Annotated in this window: 10 protein-coding genes and 1 rRNA gene; 10 read left to right on the top strand and 1 reads right to left on the bottom strand. The window is 59.0% G+C overall.

Going from position 1 to position 14,999, the window contains the following annotated elements; genetic code table 11:
- Nucleotides 1–100: 100 nt before the first annotated feature.
- Entirely contained in the window at nucleotides 101–2,905 is a 2,805-nt protein-coding gene (polA, locus tag Mal15_RS19630; RefSeq protein ID WP_147869320.1) for a DNA polymerase I, read from the bottom strand.
- A 532-nt stretch (nucleotides 2,906–3,437) separates the two neighbouring features.
- Between polA and Mal15_RS19625 the strand changes: the two genes are divergently transcribed.
- The 10 genes from Mal15_RS19625 (at nucleotide 3,438) to Mal15_RS19580 (ending at nucleotide 14,511) form a co-directional block, all read left to right on the top strand.
- Nucleotides 3,438–4,550, top strand: coding sequence for an SPFH domain-containing protein (locus Mal15_RS19625; protein ID WP_147869319.1), 1,113 nt, complete (start codon nucleotides 3,438–3,440; stop codon nucleotides 4,548–4,550).
- Between the two features lie 318 nt (nucleotides 4,551–4,868).
- Nucleotides 4,869–5,279, top strand: coding sequence for an S-adenosylmethionine decarboxylase family protein (locus tag Mal15_RS19620; RefSeq protein ID WP_147869318.1), 411 nt, complete (start codon nucleotides 4,869–4,871; stop codon nucleotides 5,277–5,279).
- Complete coding sequence (locus tag Mal15_RS19615; RefSeq protein WP_147869317.1) at nucleotides 5,276–6,829, top strand: DUF4178 domain-containing protein; 1,554 nt, start codon at nucleotides 5,276–5,278, stop codon at nucleotides 6,827–6,829. Before Mal15_RS19620 ends, Mal15_RS19615 begins: the two co-directional genes overlap by 4 nt.
- On the top strand, nucleotides 6,830–7,024 hold the full coding sequence (locus Mal15_RS19610; RefSeq protein WP_147869316.1) for a hypothetical protein: 195 nt from the start codon (nucleotides 6,830–6,832) through the stop codon (nucleotides 7,022–7,024).
- Between the two features lie 16 nt (nucleotides 7,025–7,040).
- Nucleotides 7,041–7,307 carry a DUF350 domain-containing protein gene (locus tag Mal15_RS19605; protein ID WP_233902898.1) on the top strand — a complete coding sequence of 89 codons (267 nt, stop codon included), beginning with the start codon at nucleotides 7,041–7,043 and terminating at the stop codon, nucleotides 7,305–7,307.
- Complete coding sequence (locus Mal15_RS19600) at nucleotides 7,304–8,839, top strand: polyamine aminopropyltransferase (protein WP_147869314.1); 1,536 nt, start codon at nucleotides 7,304–7,306, stop codon at nucleotides 8,837–8,839. Before Mal15_RS19605 ends, Mal15_RS19600 begins: the two co-directional genes overlap by 4 nt.
- Nucleotides 8,836–10,473, top strand: coding sequence for a flavin monoamine oxidase family protein (locus Mal15_RS19595; protein ID WP_167546922.1), 1,638 nt, complete (start codon nucleotides 8,836–8,838; stop codon nucleotides 10,471–10,473). The genes Mal15_RS19600 and Mal15_RS19595 overlap by 4 nt, the downstream gene beginning before the upstream one ends.
- 389 nt (nucleotides 10,474–10,862) lie before the next feature.
- A complete protein-coding gene (locus Mal15_RS19590; protein WP_147869312.1) occupies nucleotides 10,863–11,402 on the top strand; it encodes a SixA phosphatase family protein in 540 nt (179 codons plus the stop codon).
- A gap of 12 nt (nucleotides 11,403–11,414) precedes the next feature.
- Complete coding sequence (locus Mal15_RS19585; protein WP_147869311.1) at nucleotides 11,415–12,617, top strand: metallophosphoesterase; 1,203 nt, start codon at nucleotides 11,415–11,417, stop codon at nucleotides 12,615–12,617.
- A gap of 364 nt (nucleotides 12,618–12,981) precedes the next feature.
- Nucleotides 12,982–14,511 (top strand): 16S ribosomal RNA (locus Mal15_RS19580).
- The last annotated feature ends 488 nt before the right edge of the window (nucleotides 14,512–14,999 follow it).

The raw sequence follows: 14,999 nt of genomic DNA, 5'->3' as shown, positions 1-14,999 counted from the left end.
ATCAATCGACGGCACCTGTGGACTGCATTGAGGGGCGTCCGTTGCCGTCCTGTTTGGGGGGCGCCTCAGTGGAGCCGGCGGGTGAGGTTTTGTGAGGCGATCAATGCGCTTCCAACCAGTTCGTTCCGGTACCCATTTCGACGACGATCGGGACGGTCATCGGTAGTGCGGTTTTCATCGCCTGTTCGATCACCGGCAGCACTTGCTCCTGCTCCGCTTTCCAGAGATCGAACACCAGTTCGTCGTGCACCGTCAGCAGCATCTTGGTCTTGAACCCGCCTTCGCGGAGCGCCCGGTGGACTTTGACCATGGCCAGTTTCAGCATGTCGGCCGCGGTGCCTTGGATCGGGCTGTTCATCGCCAACCGTTCTGCCGCCGCGGCGGTGCCGCGTGACTTGCTGGTGATGTCGCGGACGTAGCGTCTGCGCCCGGTCTTGGTCACCACGTAACCGTGTTCTTTGGCGAAGGCAATGGTTTCGTCGATGTAGCGCTGGACGCCGGGGTATTTTTCGAAGTAGTTGTTGATCAACTCGCTCGCTTCGGCCCGGGGGATGTTCAGCCGCTGTTGCAGGCCGAATGCGCTGATGCCATAGATGATGCCGAAGTTCACCGTTTTCGCTTTGGCCCGCATTTCGCGAGTGACTTCATCCAGTTCCACCTTGTAAACCTTGGATGCCGTTACCGTATGGATGTCTTCGCCGTCGACGAAGGCCGCGATCATCGATTCATCACCACTAAGTTCCGCCATGATCCTCAGTTCGATCTGGGAGTAGTCGGCCGACAGGATCAGATGGTCTTCGTCGCGGGGGACAAACGCGGCGCGTATCTCTCGGCCGCGTTCCTTGCGCACGGGGATCGTTTGCAGGTTCGGATCGTTGGACTGCATGCGTCCGGTGGCGGTCCACGTTTGGCTGTAATGCGTGTGCAGCCGTCCGGTTTCCGGATTGACCGCTGCTGGCAACTGATCCACGTAGGTCGACTTCAACTTCCGCGCGTTTCGATAGTCCAAAACGTCGCGAATGATCTCGTGTTTCCCGGACAGGCGTTCCAGTTCGGCTTCGCGAGTGGAATACTGTCCGGTCGCGGTCTTTTTAGGCTTCTCTTCCAGTTTCAATTCTTCGAACAAGACGACGCCCAACTGCTTGGGCGAGTCGACGTTAAATTCGTGTCCTGCGGCGGAGAAGATTCTTGCCTGCAGGTCGTCGATCTCACTCTGCAGCACCTCGGCGTACTTTGCCAACGACTCAGTGTCCAGCGTGATGCCGTTGTATTCCATGTCGACCAGCACGGGCACCAGTGGGCATTCAACTTCCTCGCAGACTTGCTGGACGCCGCGCTCGATCATCATCGGCCGCAGGATGTTGGCGATTTGCAGCGTGACATCGGCGTCTTCGCAGGCGTACTCGGCCAACTTTTCCAGCGGGACATCCGCCATGTTCTTTTGCTCGTCGCCTTTGGGGCCGATCAATGCTGATGTCGGGATCGGCTTGTAGTTCAGGTACAGCTCGGACAGCGAATCCAATCCGTGACGCATCTCCGGTTCGGTCATCGTGTGGACCAGCATCGTGTCGACCAGCGGCGCGCGGACTTCGATCCCGTTCCACTTCAGCAGCGAGATGTCATACTTGAGGTTGTGTCCGATTTTGACGATCGATTCGTCGTTCAGCAGTTCGACGAATTCGGCCAGCATCGATTGACGCTCCTCCGGATCGCTCGGGCAGACGACGTAGTAGGCTTCGTGTTTGTTGATGCTGATCGCGATCCCCAGAGGTGTGGCCGTGCGCGGATCCAGTCCCGTCGTCTCGGTGTCGAAACAGAACGATTTAACGCGTCTGATTTGTTCGATCAGCTTCGCGCGGTCTTGTTTGGTCGTCACCGTGTGGTAGGTGTGCTCGACTTCGTCAATCGTTGTCTCATCGGACGGTTCTTCGAAAAGCGATTGTTGAATTTGTTCTTCGCGTTTTTCTCGAACGACGGCCGAACGCGCCGACGCAACGGAGAAGGATTTCCCGAAGATCCGTTTTCCGATGGTTTCGAATTCCAGTTCGGTCAACAGTTCGCGGAGCTTCTTGTCGTCACGGTTTTGACGGGCCAGCGAGGGAATGTCGATTTCCGTGGGGACATCCAACTGTATCGTGACCAGACGCTTGGACAGCATGGCCTGACCGGCGTTCTCCTGGACACGTTCCTTTTGTTTCCCTTTCAGCTTGTCGACGTTTTCCAACAGGCCTTCAACGCTGCCGAATTGGGCGATCAGTTTCTTGGCGGTCTTGGGGCCGATGCCGGGGACGCCGGGGATATTGTCGCTCGAATCGCCCATCAGTCCCAGGACGTCGATGACCTGATCGACACGCTCGATTTCCCATTGCTGGCAGACGTCCTTGACGCCCAGGATTTCCGACTCTCCACCCTTGCGTCCCGGTTTGTAGACGTGGATCTGGTCGGTGACCAGCTGGTGATAGTCTTTGTCGGGAGTGACCATCCAAGTCTCGAAGCCTTCCGCGGCCGCCTGATGGGCGAGGGTGCCGATAATGTCGTCGGCTTCGTACCCTGGCATGCGGATGGTTTTGATGTTCAGTGCATCAAACAGCTTGTCGATCCAGGGGAGTTGGCTGGCCAAATCCTCGGGCATCGCGTCACGCTGGGCTTTGTACTCCGGGAAATCAAGGTGTCGTTGAGTCGGCTCGGAGGTGTCGAACGCGCAAGCGATATGCGTCGGTTCTTCTCTGGTCAGGATGTCGGTGATCGCATTGAGCATCCCGAACACGGCGGACGTGCACTGGCCCCCGGAGGTGAATCGGGGACTGCGGATCAGCGCGAAATGGGCTCGGTACGTCAACGCCATCCCGTCCAGCAAAAATAGTTTCTTTGACGGCGAGAAGAGGTCGGGAGTGTCGTCGGCCATGGGCGCGGGGTGGTTAGAGAGCAGGTGCGAGATTTGGGAGAATGTACGCCGCCGCGGTGACTTTCGGAAGATCGCGGCCGGCCGGTCGATCGGCGGAGTAGTGGCTAGGAAATAGGACGAATGCGACCGATAAGACCTATAGGTCCTATCGGTCGCATTGGTCCAAGCGTTGGTGTACAGGCTTTAGCCGCCCGCCGTCGCCGTGATCGCAGCGACTGGAGGTGTACGACGTCCTTTCTAGGTCGTCGCGCAGAGCCCCACGGGCGACGACCAGGAAGGGCCATCGTATATCAGAAACATCGTCCATCAGAAAAGCGAACGCCCTACGCTGGTCAGTTCTTCAAGGCTAAACGCCAGCCCTTCAAGGCCAAACGCCAGCGGCTGGCGTGCATCGCAGTGAGCATTTTGCTAGATTAACGGCGCTTGTCGTTTTCAGCGCCCCGGCGGCGGCCGTTTCCGGCCGGTCCTTCGGGGCAGTTTTGGCGGTGTGAAACGGTTCGCCTCGACTTTCTTTTCGCGTTCAGGACTAGCTATGGGATTGTTTGACAGGTTGCGCCACGAACTGATCGACATCATCGAATGGATCGATGATTCCAATCACACATTGGTTTGGCGGTTTCCCAGGTACAACAACGAAATCAAAAACGGCGCGCAGTTGATCGTCCGGCCCGGCCAGATGGCGATCTTGGTCAGCGGCGGAGAGATCGCCGACACCTACGGTCCAGGGCACTATGAACTGGAAACCAACAACATGCCGATCCTGTCGACGTTGCAGGGTTGGAAATACGGCTTTGAAAGCCCCTTTAAAGCCGAAGTCTACTTTGTCAGCACGCGACAGATCACCGACCTGAAGTGGGGCACGCCGAATCCGGTGATGCTGCGGGATCCGGAATTCGGGCCGATCCGCATTCGCGCGTTCGGAACCTATGCCTTGCAGGCGGTCGAGCCGAAGGCGTTGCTGAGGGAGATTGTCGGGACGGACGACAATTTTCAATCCGATGAGATCACCGACTTGATGCGTTCGATGATCACGTCGGCCTTCACGCAAGCCCTGGCGGACTTGCAGATCCCCGCACTCGATTTGGCGTCGCGCTACCAGGAACTTGGCGACACGATTCGGGCCCGGGTGGTCGAACAGATCGATGACGAGTACGGGTTGGATTGCCCACAGTTGTTCGTCGTCAACATTTCGCTGCCCGAAGCGGTCGAAAAGGCGCTCGACACGCGGACCAGCATGGGCGTGATCGGTGACATGAGTAAGTACCAGCAGTACCAGATGGGCAATGCGATGACGGAGGCGGCCAAGAACCCGTCCGGCGGTGGTGCCGCCGAGGGGTTGGGATTGGGCATGGGAATGGCGATGGCCGGCCGCATGATGGGCGGCGCGATGGGAGCCGCTCCGGCAACCGGCCCCGCCGCCGCACCGCCCCCGCCACCGGCCGCCTGGCACGTTGCGGTCGGAGGTCAAACCAAGGGCCCGTTCTCGATGGCGCAGCTGTCCAGCGGCATCGCCAGCGGCGAAGTCACCAAAGACACGATGGTTTGGACCGCCGGGATGGACGCCTGGGCCGCTGCGGCGAGCGTGCCGGCCTTGTCGGGCTTGTTCGTCTCGCAAGCCCCGCCCCCACCACCGCCGCCGATGTAATCGCACTCGTTCCCAGGCTCCACCTGGGAACGCAAATCATGTAATCGCACTCGTTCCCAGGCTCCGCCTGGGAACGCAAATCACGTGAGGCTCCGCCTCACGAAACCAGAACAGCCAAGGCGGAGCCTTCAGGAATCCCGTTCCCAGGCAGAGCCTGGGAACGAGGTTTGACGTAGCTACCTTCGCCAGAAGGTGGATCCCCCTAGTGTTCCACGCTCTGGCGAGCGTAGCTACGTTAATGAGACGCTGTCCAATTGCAGGAACGATCGGCTCACCGCCAACTGACACCATCATCATCTGACCAGGAACAGAGTTTTCGTGGACAAGCGCGTGCAAGGATCGGAACCGCTGGCCGATTTCGTCGGTGGAACCGAATGGATGATCGATGCGTCCGGCTGCGCCGCCGATCCGCTGCGGGATCTGCAACGCGTCCAGTCGCTTTGCCGGCGCGTCGTGGCGGACCTGGGGTTGACGATCGTCGGACAGCCGACGACCCATACCTTTCCAGGCCCCGGCGGCGTCACCGCGCTGTACCTGTTAAGCGAATCTCATCTGGCCTGTCACACGTACCCCGAGCACGAATTCGCCACCTTCAACTTGTATTGTTGCCGCCGCCGACCCGCTTGGCCTTGGCGGCAGGAGTTGGAACGCATCTTCCATGCCCGTGATGTCGTCGTACGAGAGTTGCATCGCGACTTGCGAGTGACGCGAAAGGAATCGTTACGATGAGACGCCTCAATACGAACTGTCCTGCCTGCGGTGGCCCGGTGGAGTTTAAGACCGGCTCATCGCTGGTGACGGTGTGCGAGTTCTGTCAAACCGCGGTGGGACGCGGCGATCGCGATGTCAAGGATTATGGCAAGGTGGCCGAGGTCGGTGATCCGGCGTCGGGGCTGGCACGCGGGATCACCGGCAAGTGGAAAAAGAAATCGTTCACGATCACCGGTCGAGTCCGCTACCGTCACTCCGGCGGCGGATCATGGGACGAATGGTACCTGGCATTCCCCGGCGATCGATGGGGTTGGCTGGCCGAGGCGCAGGGGAAGTTTTCGTTGACGATGCAGCGAAACCTGACCGCCAGTTCGCGTTTGCCCGATTACGACAGTGTTCAGCTGGAGCAGAAGATCACGCTCAAGGGCGTCGAGTTGACGGTCCGCGAAAAAGGCGTCGCGGTCGCTGAGGGGGCCGAAGGCGAGCTTCCCTGGGACTTTCACCCCGGGGCCGACCACTTGTATGTGGATTTGTACGGTGACGACAAGGCGGTGGCGACGTTCGAGTACGGCGATGGCAGCGACGACGCACAGCAGTCCGCCTATTTGGGCAGCGAAGTCACGCTGGAAGAGCTCGGGATCAGCATCGATTCGCTGGATCCCGATGCGGGCAAGGTCCGCGTCGATGCGTTGCAATTGAATTGTCCCAAGTGCGGCGGTGCGTTGGCGCTGCGGGCGCCCGATGAAACGCAGCGGGTCGCGTGTCCGAATTGTTTGTCGATGTTGGACGCGAAAAAGGGAAAGCTGGCCCTGCTGCACACGCTGAACCAGAAACGCATCAAGCCGCTGATCCCGCTGGGCAGCGTCGGAGAGTTCGGCGGGATGAAGTACACCGTGATCGGGTTCATGGAACGTTATGCCAAGTATGCCGGGCAAACCTATCCTTGGACGGAGTACTTGTTGTACAACCGCGAAACCGGATTTCGCTGGCTGGTCTGCAACGACAACCATTGGTCGCTTGTCGGCCCGGTCGACAAACCGCCGTCGTCGATCGGTGATGAGGCGACTTACGATGGCGAGACGTTCAAGATTTACGATCGGGGAGTCGCCTACGTTCGCTACGTCGTCGGTGAGTTCTATTGGAAGGTGACGGTCGGAGAACAAGTCAACACGGCCGATTACATCGCACCGCCACGGATGTTGTCCTGGGAGCGGAGCGGGTATGGTCCGTCGCAGGAAGTGACGATTTCCGAGGGGCACTACATCAGCGCCGAAGAGTTGGAACAGAAGTTCGGGGTCAAGGACTTGCCGCGTCCCTGGGGCGTCGGAGTGATCCAGCCGCGGCCTTCGCCGGGGCCAAAATTCTGGTTGGCTTGGTTGGGCTTTCTGTTTTATCTGTTTTTTGCCTACGCGGTGATCGGTCGTGGCAAGGCAGACGGATGGCTGTTGTTCTATGCCTTGGTGGGCGTCACGATGATCCCCGCCGTGGTGATGGCGTATCTGCACAACTTCGAGGTTCGGCGCTGGAGCGACAGTGACTTCAGCCCCTACGCGTCTTCGGATGATTAGATGAAAAAAACACTATTGATCGTGTACTTGGCCATGGGGCTGGTGATCAGCGGTTGGTACACCGCCGCGGCGGTGCTGGGCTGGAAATCGCCCAATTTGGGAATCGCCAAGGCGCTCCAAGGCAGCGGTTCCAGCAGTGGCGGTTACTACGGCGGCGGACGCTCGTTCGGCGGTTCATGGGGAGGAGGGAAATAACATGGAGACAACATTGATGAAAGGTTTGGAAATGACGCTGCCGTTGGCGCAAGACATGGCGGTCACTCCGACACAACTGCTGGGGGCTCATTTGATCGCCGCGGTCGTGTTTTCGCTCGTCGGGATCGTGGTGTTCGCGCTGTGTTTGTTGCTGATGGAGAAGATCACTCCGTTTTCGATCGTTCATGAGATCGGCGAAGAGCACAATCAGGCGTTGGCGACGATCGTCGGCGCGATCGTGTTGGGCATCTCGATCATCATCGCGGCCGCGATCCTGGGATGATCCAACGGGCGCCGAACTACCTGCTCTATTTGAACGTGCTCGTCATCGCGACTTGCGGGTTGATCTATGAGTTGTTGGCCGGCACGTTGGCCAGCTACCTGCTCGGCGACAGCGTCACCCAATTCTCGCTCGTCATCGGTGTTTACCTGTCCGCACTCGGCGTCGGGTCGTGGTTGTCACGCTACGTGGACCAGAAAGTTGCGCGAACGTTCATCGAAATCGAGATCGCGCTGGCGCTGTTGGGCGGGCTGTCGGCGCCGCTACTGTTCGTCGCGTTTGCCCAGATCACCTGGTTCCGGATCGCATTGTTCGGATCCGTGTTTGCCATCGGAACACTGGTCGGTCTGGAATTGCCGCTGTTGATGCGGATTTTGCGAGAACACCTGGACTTTCGCGAACTCGTCGCCCGCGTGTTGACGTTTGATTACATCGGGGCGTTGTTGGCGTCGGTGATGTTTCCGGTTTTATTGGTGCCCAGCTTGGGGTTGGTCCGGACCTCGTTGCTGTTCGGCATTTTGAATGCGGCGGTCGGTGTTTGGGGGACGTATCTGCTGCGGCCGCTGCTTTCGGCGCGCGGTCTCGGGGCGCTGCGGGGGCGTGGGTTTCTGGTGATCGGGTTACTGGTCGTCGCCTTTATCAAAGCAGACACGCTGACCGACTGGACCGAAGAAGTGATTCTGGAAAACCCGATCGTCTATTCAAAGCAGTCGGAATTCCAACGGATCGTGGTGACGCAGCGGCAGGGGGAGTTCCAATTGCACCTCAACGGTCACCTGCAATTCAATTCCAAGGACGAGTATCGCTATCACGAATCCTTGGTGCATCCGGCGATGACGATGACCGATGCGGCCGAGCGTGTGCTGGTGCTGGGTGGCGGAGACGGATTGGCGGTGCGTGAGATCTTGCGATACCCGAACGTGAAATCGGTCACGTTGGTGGATCTGGACCCGGCGATGACACGGTTGGCCAGTGAATTCCCGCCCCTGGCAACGCTCAACGAGCATGCCTTAGCCGACCCTCGCGTGAGCGTTCTGAACCGCGACGCCTTTGTCTGGGCCGGTGAGGGGGAATCGCAATTTGATGTCGCGGTGATCGATTTCCCCGATCCCGGATCGTATTCGGTTGGGAAGTTGTACACGACGCGTTTTTTTCAACTGCTCCGCCGTCGGTTGACTCCATCGGCCGTCGTGTCGGTTCAGTGCACGTCACCGCTGGTCGCGCCGAAATCGTACTGGTGCATCATCCACACGATGCAGCAAGCGGGGTTTGATGTCCGACCCTATCAAGCCGCGGTGCCTTCGTTCGGCGTGTGGGGGTTCGCGCTGGCGGGAATGCAGCCGCTGGAGAGTGACAGCGACGGCAGTTTTTTGATGTCCAACCCGTTGCCCGAGGGCTTGCGTTTTTTGGATGCCAAGACGACGGTCGCGATGTTTGACTTGCCTGCCGATTTGGTACGCGTGGAGACGAATGTCAATCGATTGAACGATCAGGTGTTGGTTCGCTATTACGAGCAAGAGTGGGGGGCGTGGTGAGTGGCGATCCTGACCGGCTGACGCCCCAGCTGACGCGTCGTGAACTGGTGGCCTACCTGGCCGGTGTGCCGTTGTCCGGGCTGGCGGGGTGTGGATTCAGCGACGGGATTTCTTTCGACGGCGAACTGCTCAATCCGGCATTTTCGATTCCCCATCGGTTGCGAGACGGGTGGCGCCCGCCGCCGTCGACTCTGCCGCCACAAAGGCACCGTGTGCTGATCATCGGCGGCGGGATCGCCGGCTTGTCGGCCGCCTGGCAATTACAGCGCCGTGGCATCGAAGACTTTGTCGTCTTGGAATTGGGGGACCGGCCTGGGGGAACGTCGCTGAGCGGTGAACGCTCGGGATTCCGTTTCCCCTGGGGCGCTCACTACGTTCCGGCGCCGATGAAAGAGAATGAACCGTTGGTCCAGCTGTTCCGGGAGATGGGGCTGGTTGTCGGTGAGACGGATCTTGGAGAACTGAAGTTTGCCGAGGAGGCGCTCTGTCGCGAGCCGGAGGAACGTGTCTTTTTTCAGGGCCGATGGATCGAAGGGTTGTATCCCGATGTCGGCGCCAGCGAAGACGATCTCGGGCAGCTGAAGCGGTTTCGCGAGGTCATGCGGGATTGGGCGGTGCGTCGTGACGAAACAGGGCGGAGGATGTTTGCGATTCCGATGTCGTCGGCGTCCGATGGCGAGGTGGTCCGGAATCTCGATACGATTTCGATGGACGCCTGGATGAATTCCCAGGGGTTCGATTCCCCGCGTCTGCGTTGGCTGGTCGATTATGCCTGTCGTGATGATTATGGATTGACGCTCGGGCAGACGAGTGCCTGGGCGGGGGTGTTTTATTTTGCGTCACGATTGCAACCGGGCAGTGATCGGTCTCAACCCGTGATGACTTGGCCGGAGGGCAACGGTCGGATCGTTCGGCATCTGGCGGATCGCTGTGGCCAGCGGATTCGTTGTGGCCAGGCCGTGGCAGAGGTTCGCGATCGCGGCGAAGCGGGAGTTCTGGTCCGCGCAGTCGACGCCGGTTCTTCGACCACGGTGGAATTTGTCGGCGAAGAGGTGATCTTTGCGGCGCCGCAGTTTTTGGCGCCGCATGTGATCGCCGATTGGCAAACCAGCGGGCGCAGTTTGGCGTCGTTTCACTACGGCGGCTGGGTCGTCGCCAATGTGTTCCTGAAGGCCCGGCCGCGGGAGTCGGGCAGCGAAATGTGCTGGGACAACGTGATCTTCGACAGCCGTTCGTTGGGCTACGTCACGTCGACGCATCAAACCGGGCGCGACCACGGAGCGACCGTGTTGACGTGGTACCAACCGATGACCGACGACGATCCGCGGGTTTCGCGTGCGGAGCTGATGCGGCTTTCCTGGCGCGATTGGGCGGATGTAATCGTCACGGATTTGAGCAAAGCCCACGGCGACATACGGGGGTTGATCGAGCGAATCAATGTGATGCGCTGGGGGCACGCGATGATCCAGCCCCGTGTGGGATTTGTTTGGGGCGGGCAGCGCGAGGCGGCGGCGGAATCGCTCGGCAGAATCCACTTCGCCGCAACCGACTTGAGCGGCATCGCGTTGATGGAAGAGGCGTTTGACCGCGGCGTGCGGGCGGCCGATCGGTGTTTCGGCGGGGCCGCGGGATAGGCTTTTCGGCTGTCGCGTCCCTTCGATGTAGCGTCGCTCGTCGGCAGCGTGTTGATTTAATCAGCCGTTTGGCGCGAGCCTACGGGCCCTGGTGTGTTTTCTTGGTGTTGAAAGGCCCGTACGCTTGCGCGAAACGGCTGATCCCACGTGTGATCGGATTAAGTCAACACGCGGGATGCGAGCGTGGGGATCGCCGGGGAACCACCTTCCGGCAAAGGTCGCTACGTTAGACCGCTGGTTCACCGGAGTGACAGGCGGGAAACCTCTCCCGCTGGTTTTTGCGGGCGGTAGCAATCGCCGCGGTGATTCTCGATGATGATGATCCCGCGGCTGAGCGAACACTCCCGTTCGGCCGCATCGTCACACCAAACCGATCAGGCGGGAGAACGATGACACGTCAGTTGATTTTGATGCGGCACGCCAAAAGTGACCATGACGACCCGTCGTTGTCGGACCACGATCGGCCGTTGGCAAAGCGCGGCCGCCGGGCAACGCCCAAGATGGCCGATTGGTTGGACGAGCACGGCTGTGTTCCGGATTTGATCCTCTGTTCGTCCTCGTTTCGGACGCGAGAAACGGCGGAGTTGTTGTTGGATCATTGGGGCAAGAAGCCCGTCGTTGTGTCCAGTCCGGATCTGTACTTGTCCAGCCCGCATACCATGCTGGATGTCATCGGCACCGAGAGTGGTGATGCGGCCAGCGTGATGGTTTTGGGGCACAATCCCGGGATCTCGGCCTTGGCGTCCATGTTGGCCGATCGATCGCTGGAGATGGTGACGGCGGCGGTGGCCGTTTTTGACGTTGACGATTTGGGCAAGCTGGGGCCGGTTGATCTCCCCGAACACGCACCGCTCTCGCACTTGATGGAACATTTGGCTACACAGTGCAACTGCAAACTCACGCATTTTGCCGCCCCCAAGACCATTTGACCTTGAAGCTCGATGTACCGATTCGCCGTCTGGTTGATATTCGCGATGGCGCTCATCGGCCACGGAGGGCTGCACATCGCCATCTACAATCGCGTGAATTGCCTAGGGTGGCGCCGGAAGACGATTAAGCGGATCACCAAGTTTTTTCTGTTCACAACGCTGGCGATTCCGCTGGCGGTCTTTGTCCTGCAGTTTGATTCGATCGTGGATGTCGTGTTCCACGACGGGGCCTGGAGCCAGTTTGGGCCGGTCACGCTGGCCTACGGGAGCGTCTGTCTGGCCGCCTGGGGCGTGTTCGGGGTGCCGTGGTTGTTGTGGCGCCCGATTTTTCGGCTGGAGTGGGTGGATGCACCGCGAAAGGTCAAGGTCGTCGACGTTTCGCGTGTCATCGATCATCCGTTGCCGTTGACGACCAAGGCACGTTGGGAGTCGCGTTTGCCGCTGAATCAAATCTTCGACTTGGCGATCGAAGAGGTCGAGTTGCCGGTGGTCGGATTGCCTGCCGAACTGGACGGCTACCGGATCGCACACTTAAGTGACATTCATCTGACCGGCGAAATTCACGCCAGCTACGTTCGCTATGCCGTCGAACAGGCCACTCGGGCGCGTCCCGATTTGATCGCGTTGACGGGCGACATTATCGACAAACAAATGTGCATTGATTGGTTGGTCGATATCTTTTCACCGGCCGAAGCCATCGACGGTTGTTTCTTTATTCTCGGCAATCACGACACGCGGGTGGTCGACTCCTGGGAAACGCGTGCGGCGATGGACCGTGCCGGCTGGATCGATTTAGGCAGCCAGACGACTCGCCGTGACATTCGCGGCGTGCCCTGTCATGTGATCGGGAACGAGTATCCGTGGTTCGAGCGGCCGGAGCTGGGACCTTGCGATGCACGCTTCCGATTATTGCTCAGCCACAGCCCGGACCAATTCACCTGGGCACGTCGCCACGGGATCGAATTGATGTTGGCCGGCCACACGCATGGTGGACAAGGGCGATTGCCGTTGGCCGGACCGATCCTTAGTCCCAGCTATCACGGCAGCCGTTATGCGTCGGGGGACTTCTATCGCGCCCCGACGACGATGCATGTCACGCGCGGGCTCGGCGGCGTTCACTTATTGCGGATCAACTGCCGTCCGGAGTTGTCGATTCTGACCTTGCGCAGAGTCGCTCGGCAAGGCGATCAGCGGGGGGCGCTGCGGACCGTTTGAGGGACGCGTGAGCTGTTGAAAACCTGTTTGTGATTTTTTCTTGTGAAATGGGTGAAGCACCGTTGACGCGGCGTCGTCTGGTCGCCACAATCCCCGCCCACGTCAGACGCAACGGCACTTCAAAAGGCTAGCAAAAGACGTAACCGATCATTGACAATTTGGTGGTGAAACTTCTGTTGAGTTCAGTAGTTGCGAGATCGCTTTGCTGTGCTTGTGGCGGGTTCCTAATGCCCCGCCTTTTCGAGTGCAGCGAAAAATGGCGAATCGCTGGGCCGCGTAACCGAGCGGCCCGGAGCAGAATTGAACTTTCGGTTTTAACTTTGATTTTCCCAGAGTGGCTTTGGTCGCTCTGTGATGCAATACAAAATTGAAGGGTTTGATCCTGGCTCAGAATGAACGTTGGCGGCGTGGATTAGGCATGCAAGTCGTGCGAGAAGAATTTTTTGCTTGCATTAAATTCGGACAGCGGCGAAAGGGAGAGTAACGTGTGGTTACATGCCCAGGGGTCCAGGATAGCGTCGGGAAACTGGCGGTAATACTGGATGACATCTTCGGATCAAAGGTGAGATTCCGCCCTTGGATTGGACCGCATACTATTAGCTTGTTGGTGAGGTAATGGCTCACCAAGGCAGCGATGGTTACCGGGTGTGAGAGCATGGCCCGGCTCACTGGGACTGAGACACTGCCCAGACACCTACGGGTGGCTGCAGTCGAGAATCTTCGGCAATGGACGAAAGTCTGACCGAGCGACGCCGCGTGCGGGATGAAGGCCCTCGGGTTGTAAACCGCTGTCAGTTGGAAGGAAGGACCTGTGCAGAGCAGGTCTTGACCGATCTTCAGAGGAAGGACGGGCTAAGTTCGTGCCAGCAGCCGCGGTAAGACGAACCGTCCAAACGTTATTCGGTATCACTGGGCTTAAAGCGTGCGTAGGCGGCTTGGTAGGTTTGATGTGAAAGCCCACGGCTCAACCGTGGAATTGCGTCGCAAACCCCCAAGCTTGAGGAAGACAGGGGTGTTGGGAACTTATGGTGGAGCGGTGAAATGCGTTGATATCATAGGGAACACCGGTGGCGAAGGCGCAACACTGGGTCTTTACTGACGCTGAGGCACGAAAGCTAGGGTAGCGAACGGGATTAGATACCCCGGTAGTCCTAGCCGTAAACGATGAACACTGGGTTGAGGGGACTTCCACATCCTCTCGGCCGTAGCGAAAGCGTTAAGTGTTCCGCCTGGGGAGTATGGTCGCAAGGCTGAAACTCAAAGGAATTGACGGGGGCTCACACAAGCGGTGGAGGATGTGGCTTAATTCGAGGATACGCGAAGAACCTTATCCTAGATTTGACATGCTTGAGAGTCTCTATGAAAGTAGAGAGTGCCCTTCGGGGAGCTCTTGCACAGGTGCTGCATGGCTGTCGTCAGCTCGTGTCGTGAGATGTCGGGTTAAGTCCCTTAACGAGCGAAACCCTTATCTCTAGTTGCCAGCGGGTAATGCCGGGGACTCTAGAGAGACTGCCGGTGTCAAACCGGAGGAAGGTGGGGATGACGTCAAGTCCTCATGGCCTTTATGTCTAGGGCTGCACACGTCCTACAATGGTACGGACAAATGGACGCAAAGCCGCGAGGTGGAGCAAATCCCAAAAACCGTGCCTCAGTTCGGATTGCAGGCTGCAACTCGCCTGCATGAAGCCGGAATCGCTAGTAATCGTAGGTCAGCATACTACGGTGAATGTGTTCCTGAGCCTTGTACACACCGCCCGTCAAGCCACGAAAGTTGGGAGGGCCCGAAGTCGCTGAGCGAAGAGCAATCACGCAGGCGCCGAAGGTCAGCTCGACGATTGGGACTAAGTCGTAACAAGGTAGCCGTAGGGGAACCTGCGGCTGGATCACCTCCTTTCTAAGGATTCTTAGAAATAGGTTCTCCACTGGTGACAGTGGGAATCGAATCCGTGGAAGTGGTCTCGCAAACGACTCAACAGAGAATCGTCAGATTCATTTCACCACCAAAGACTCACGAAAGCCCGCTTCGGACTGTCGCCAGCCGAAGCGGGTTTTTTCGTGCGCGCTCGGGCCGGTTGGGAGTTGGGAGTTGGGAGTTGGGAGTTGGGAGCGATCGGGCATGTGGTGGTGACTGGGCGTGTGGGGAGAGAGGACCAATAGGACCGATGCGACCGAGAGGACGCCACCGTCCCCCGATCACACCTCGGTCCCATGCGTCCCCTATGTCCCATTGGTCCTATTCCCCCCAGCGCCCCACCGGGGATCCCCGCCCGCGGCGTCACCACCGCGCCCGAATGGTGCTGCCCGAATGGTGCCACCCATCAACCACACCCCATCCGCGACCTTGCTCACTGCCCGAATGGTGCCACCCATCAACCACACCCC

This window comes from Stieleria maiorica (genome assembly GCF_008035925.1).
In the GTDB taxonomy this organism is placed as follows: Bacteria; Planctomycetota; Planctomycetia; order Pirellulales; family Pirellulaceae; genus Stieleria; species Stieleria maiorica.
Note: the sequence above shows the minus strand (reverse complement) of the source record. Positions and strands in the feature narration are given on the sequence as shown.

Bases quoted from the DNA above. Each gene is read 5' to 3' on its own strand.
- Mal15_RS19615 (WP_147869317.1), top strand. From the start codon at position 5,276: ATGAGACGCCTCAATACGAACTGTCCTGCCTGCGGTGGCCCGGTGGAG.
- Mal15_RS19585 (WP_147869311.1), top strand. From the start codon at position 11,415: ATGTACCGATTCGCCGTCTGGTTGATATTCGCGATGGCGCTCATCGGC.
- Mal15_RS19610 (WP_147869316.1), top strand. From the start codon at position 6,830: ATGAAAAAAACACTATTGATCGTGTACTTGGCCATGGGGCTGGTGATC.
- polA (WP_147869320.1), bottom strand. From the start codon at position 2,905: ATGGCCGACGACACTCCCGACCTCTTCTCGCCGTCAAAGAAACTATTT.
- Mal15_RS19625 (WP_147869319.1), top strand. From the start codon at position 3,438: ATGGGATTGTTTGACAGGTTGCGCCACGAACTGATCGACATCATCGAA.
- Mal15_RS19605 (WP_233902898.1), top strand. From the start codon at position 7,041: ATGAAAGGTTTGGAAATGACGCTGCCGTTGGCGCAAGACATGGCGGTC.
- Mal15_RS19590 (WP_147869312.1), top strand. From the start codon at position 10,863: ATGACACGTCAGTTGATTTTGATGCGGCACGCCAAAAGTGACCATGAC.
- Mal15_RS19600 (WP_147869314.1), top strand. From the start codon at position 7,304: ATGATCCAACGGGCGCCGAACTACCTGCTCTATTTGAACGTGCTCGTC.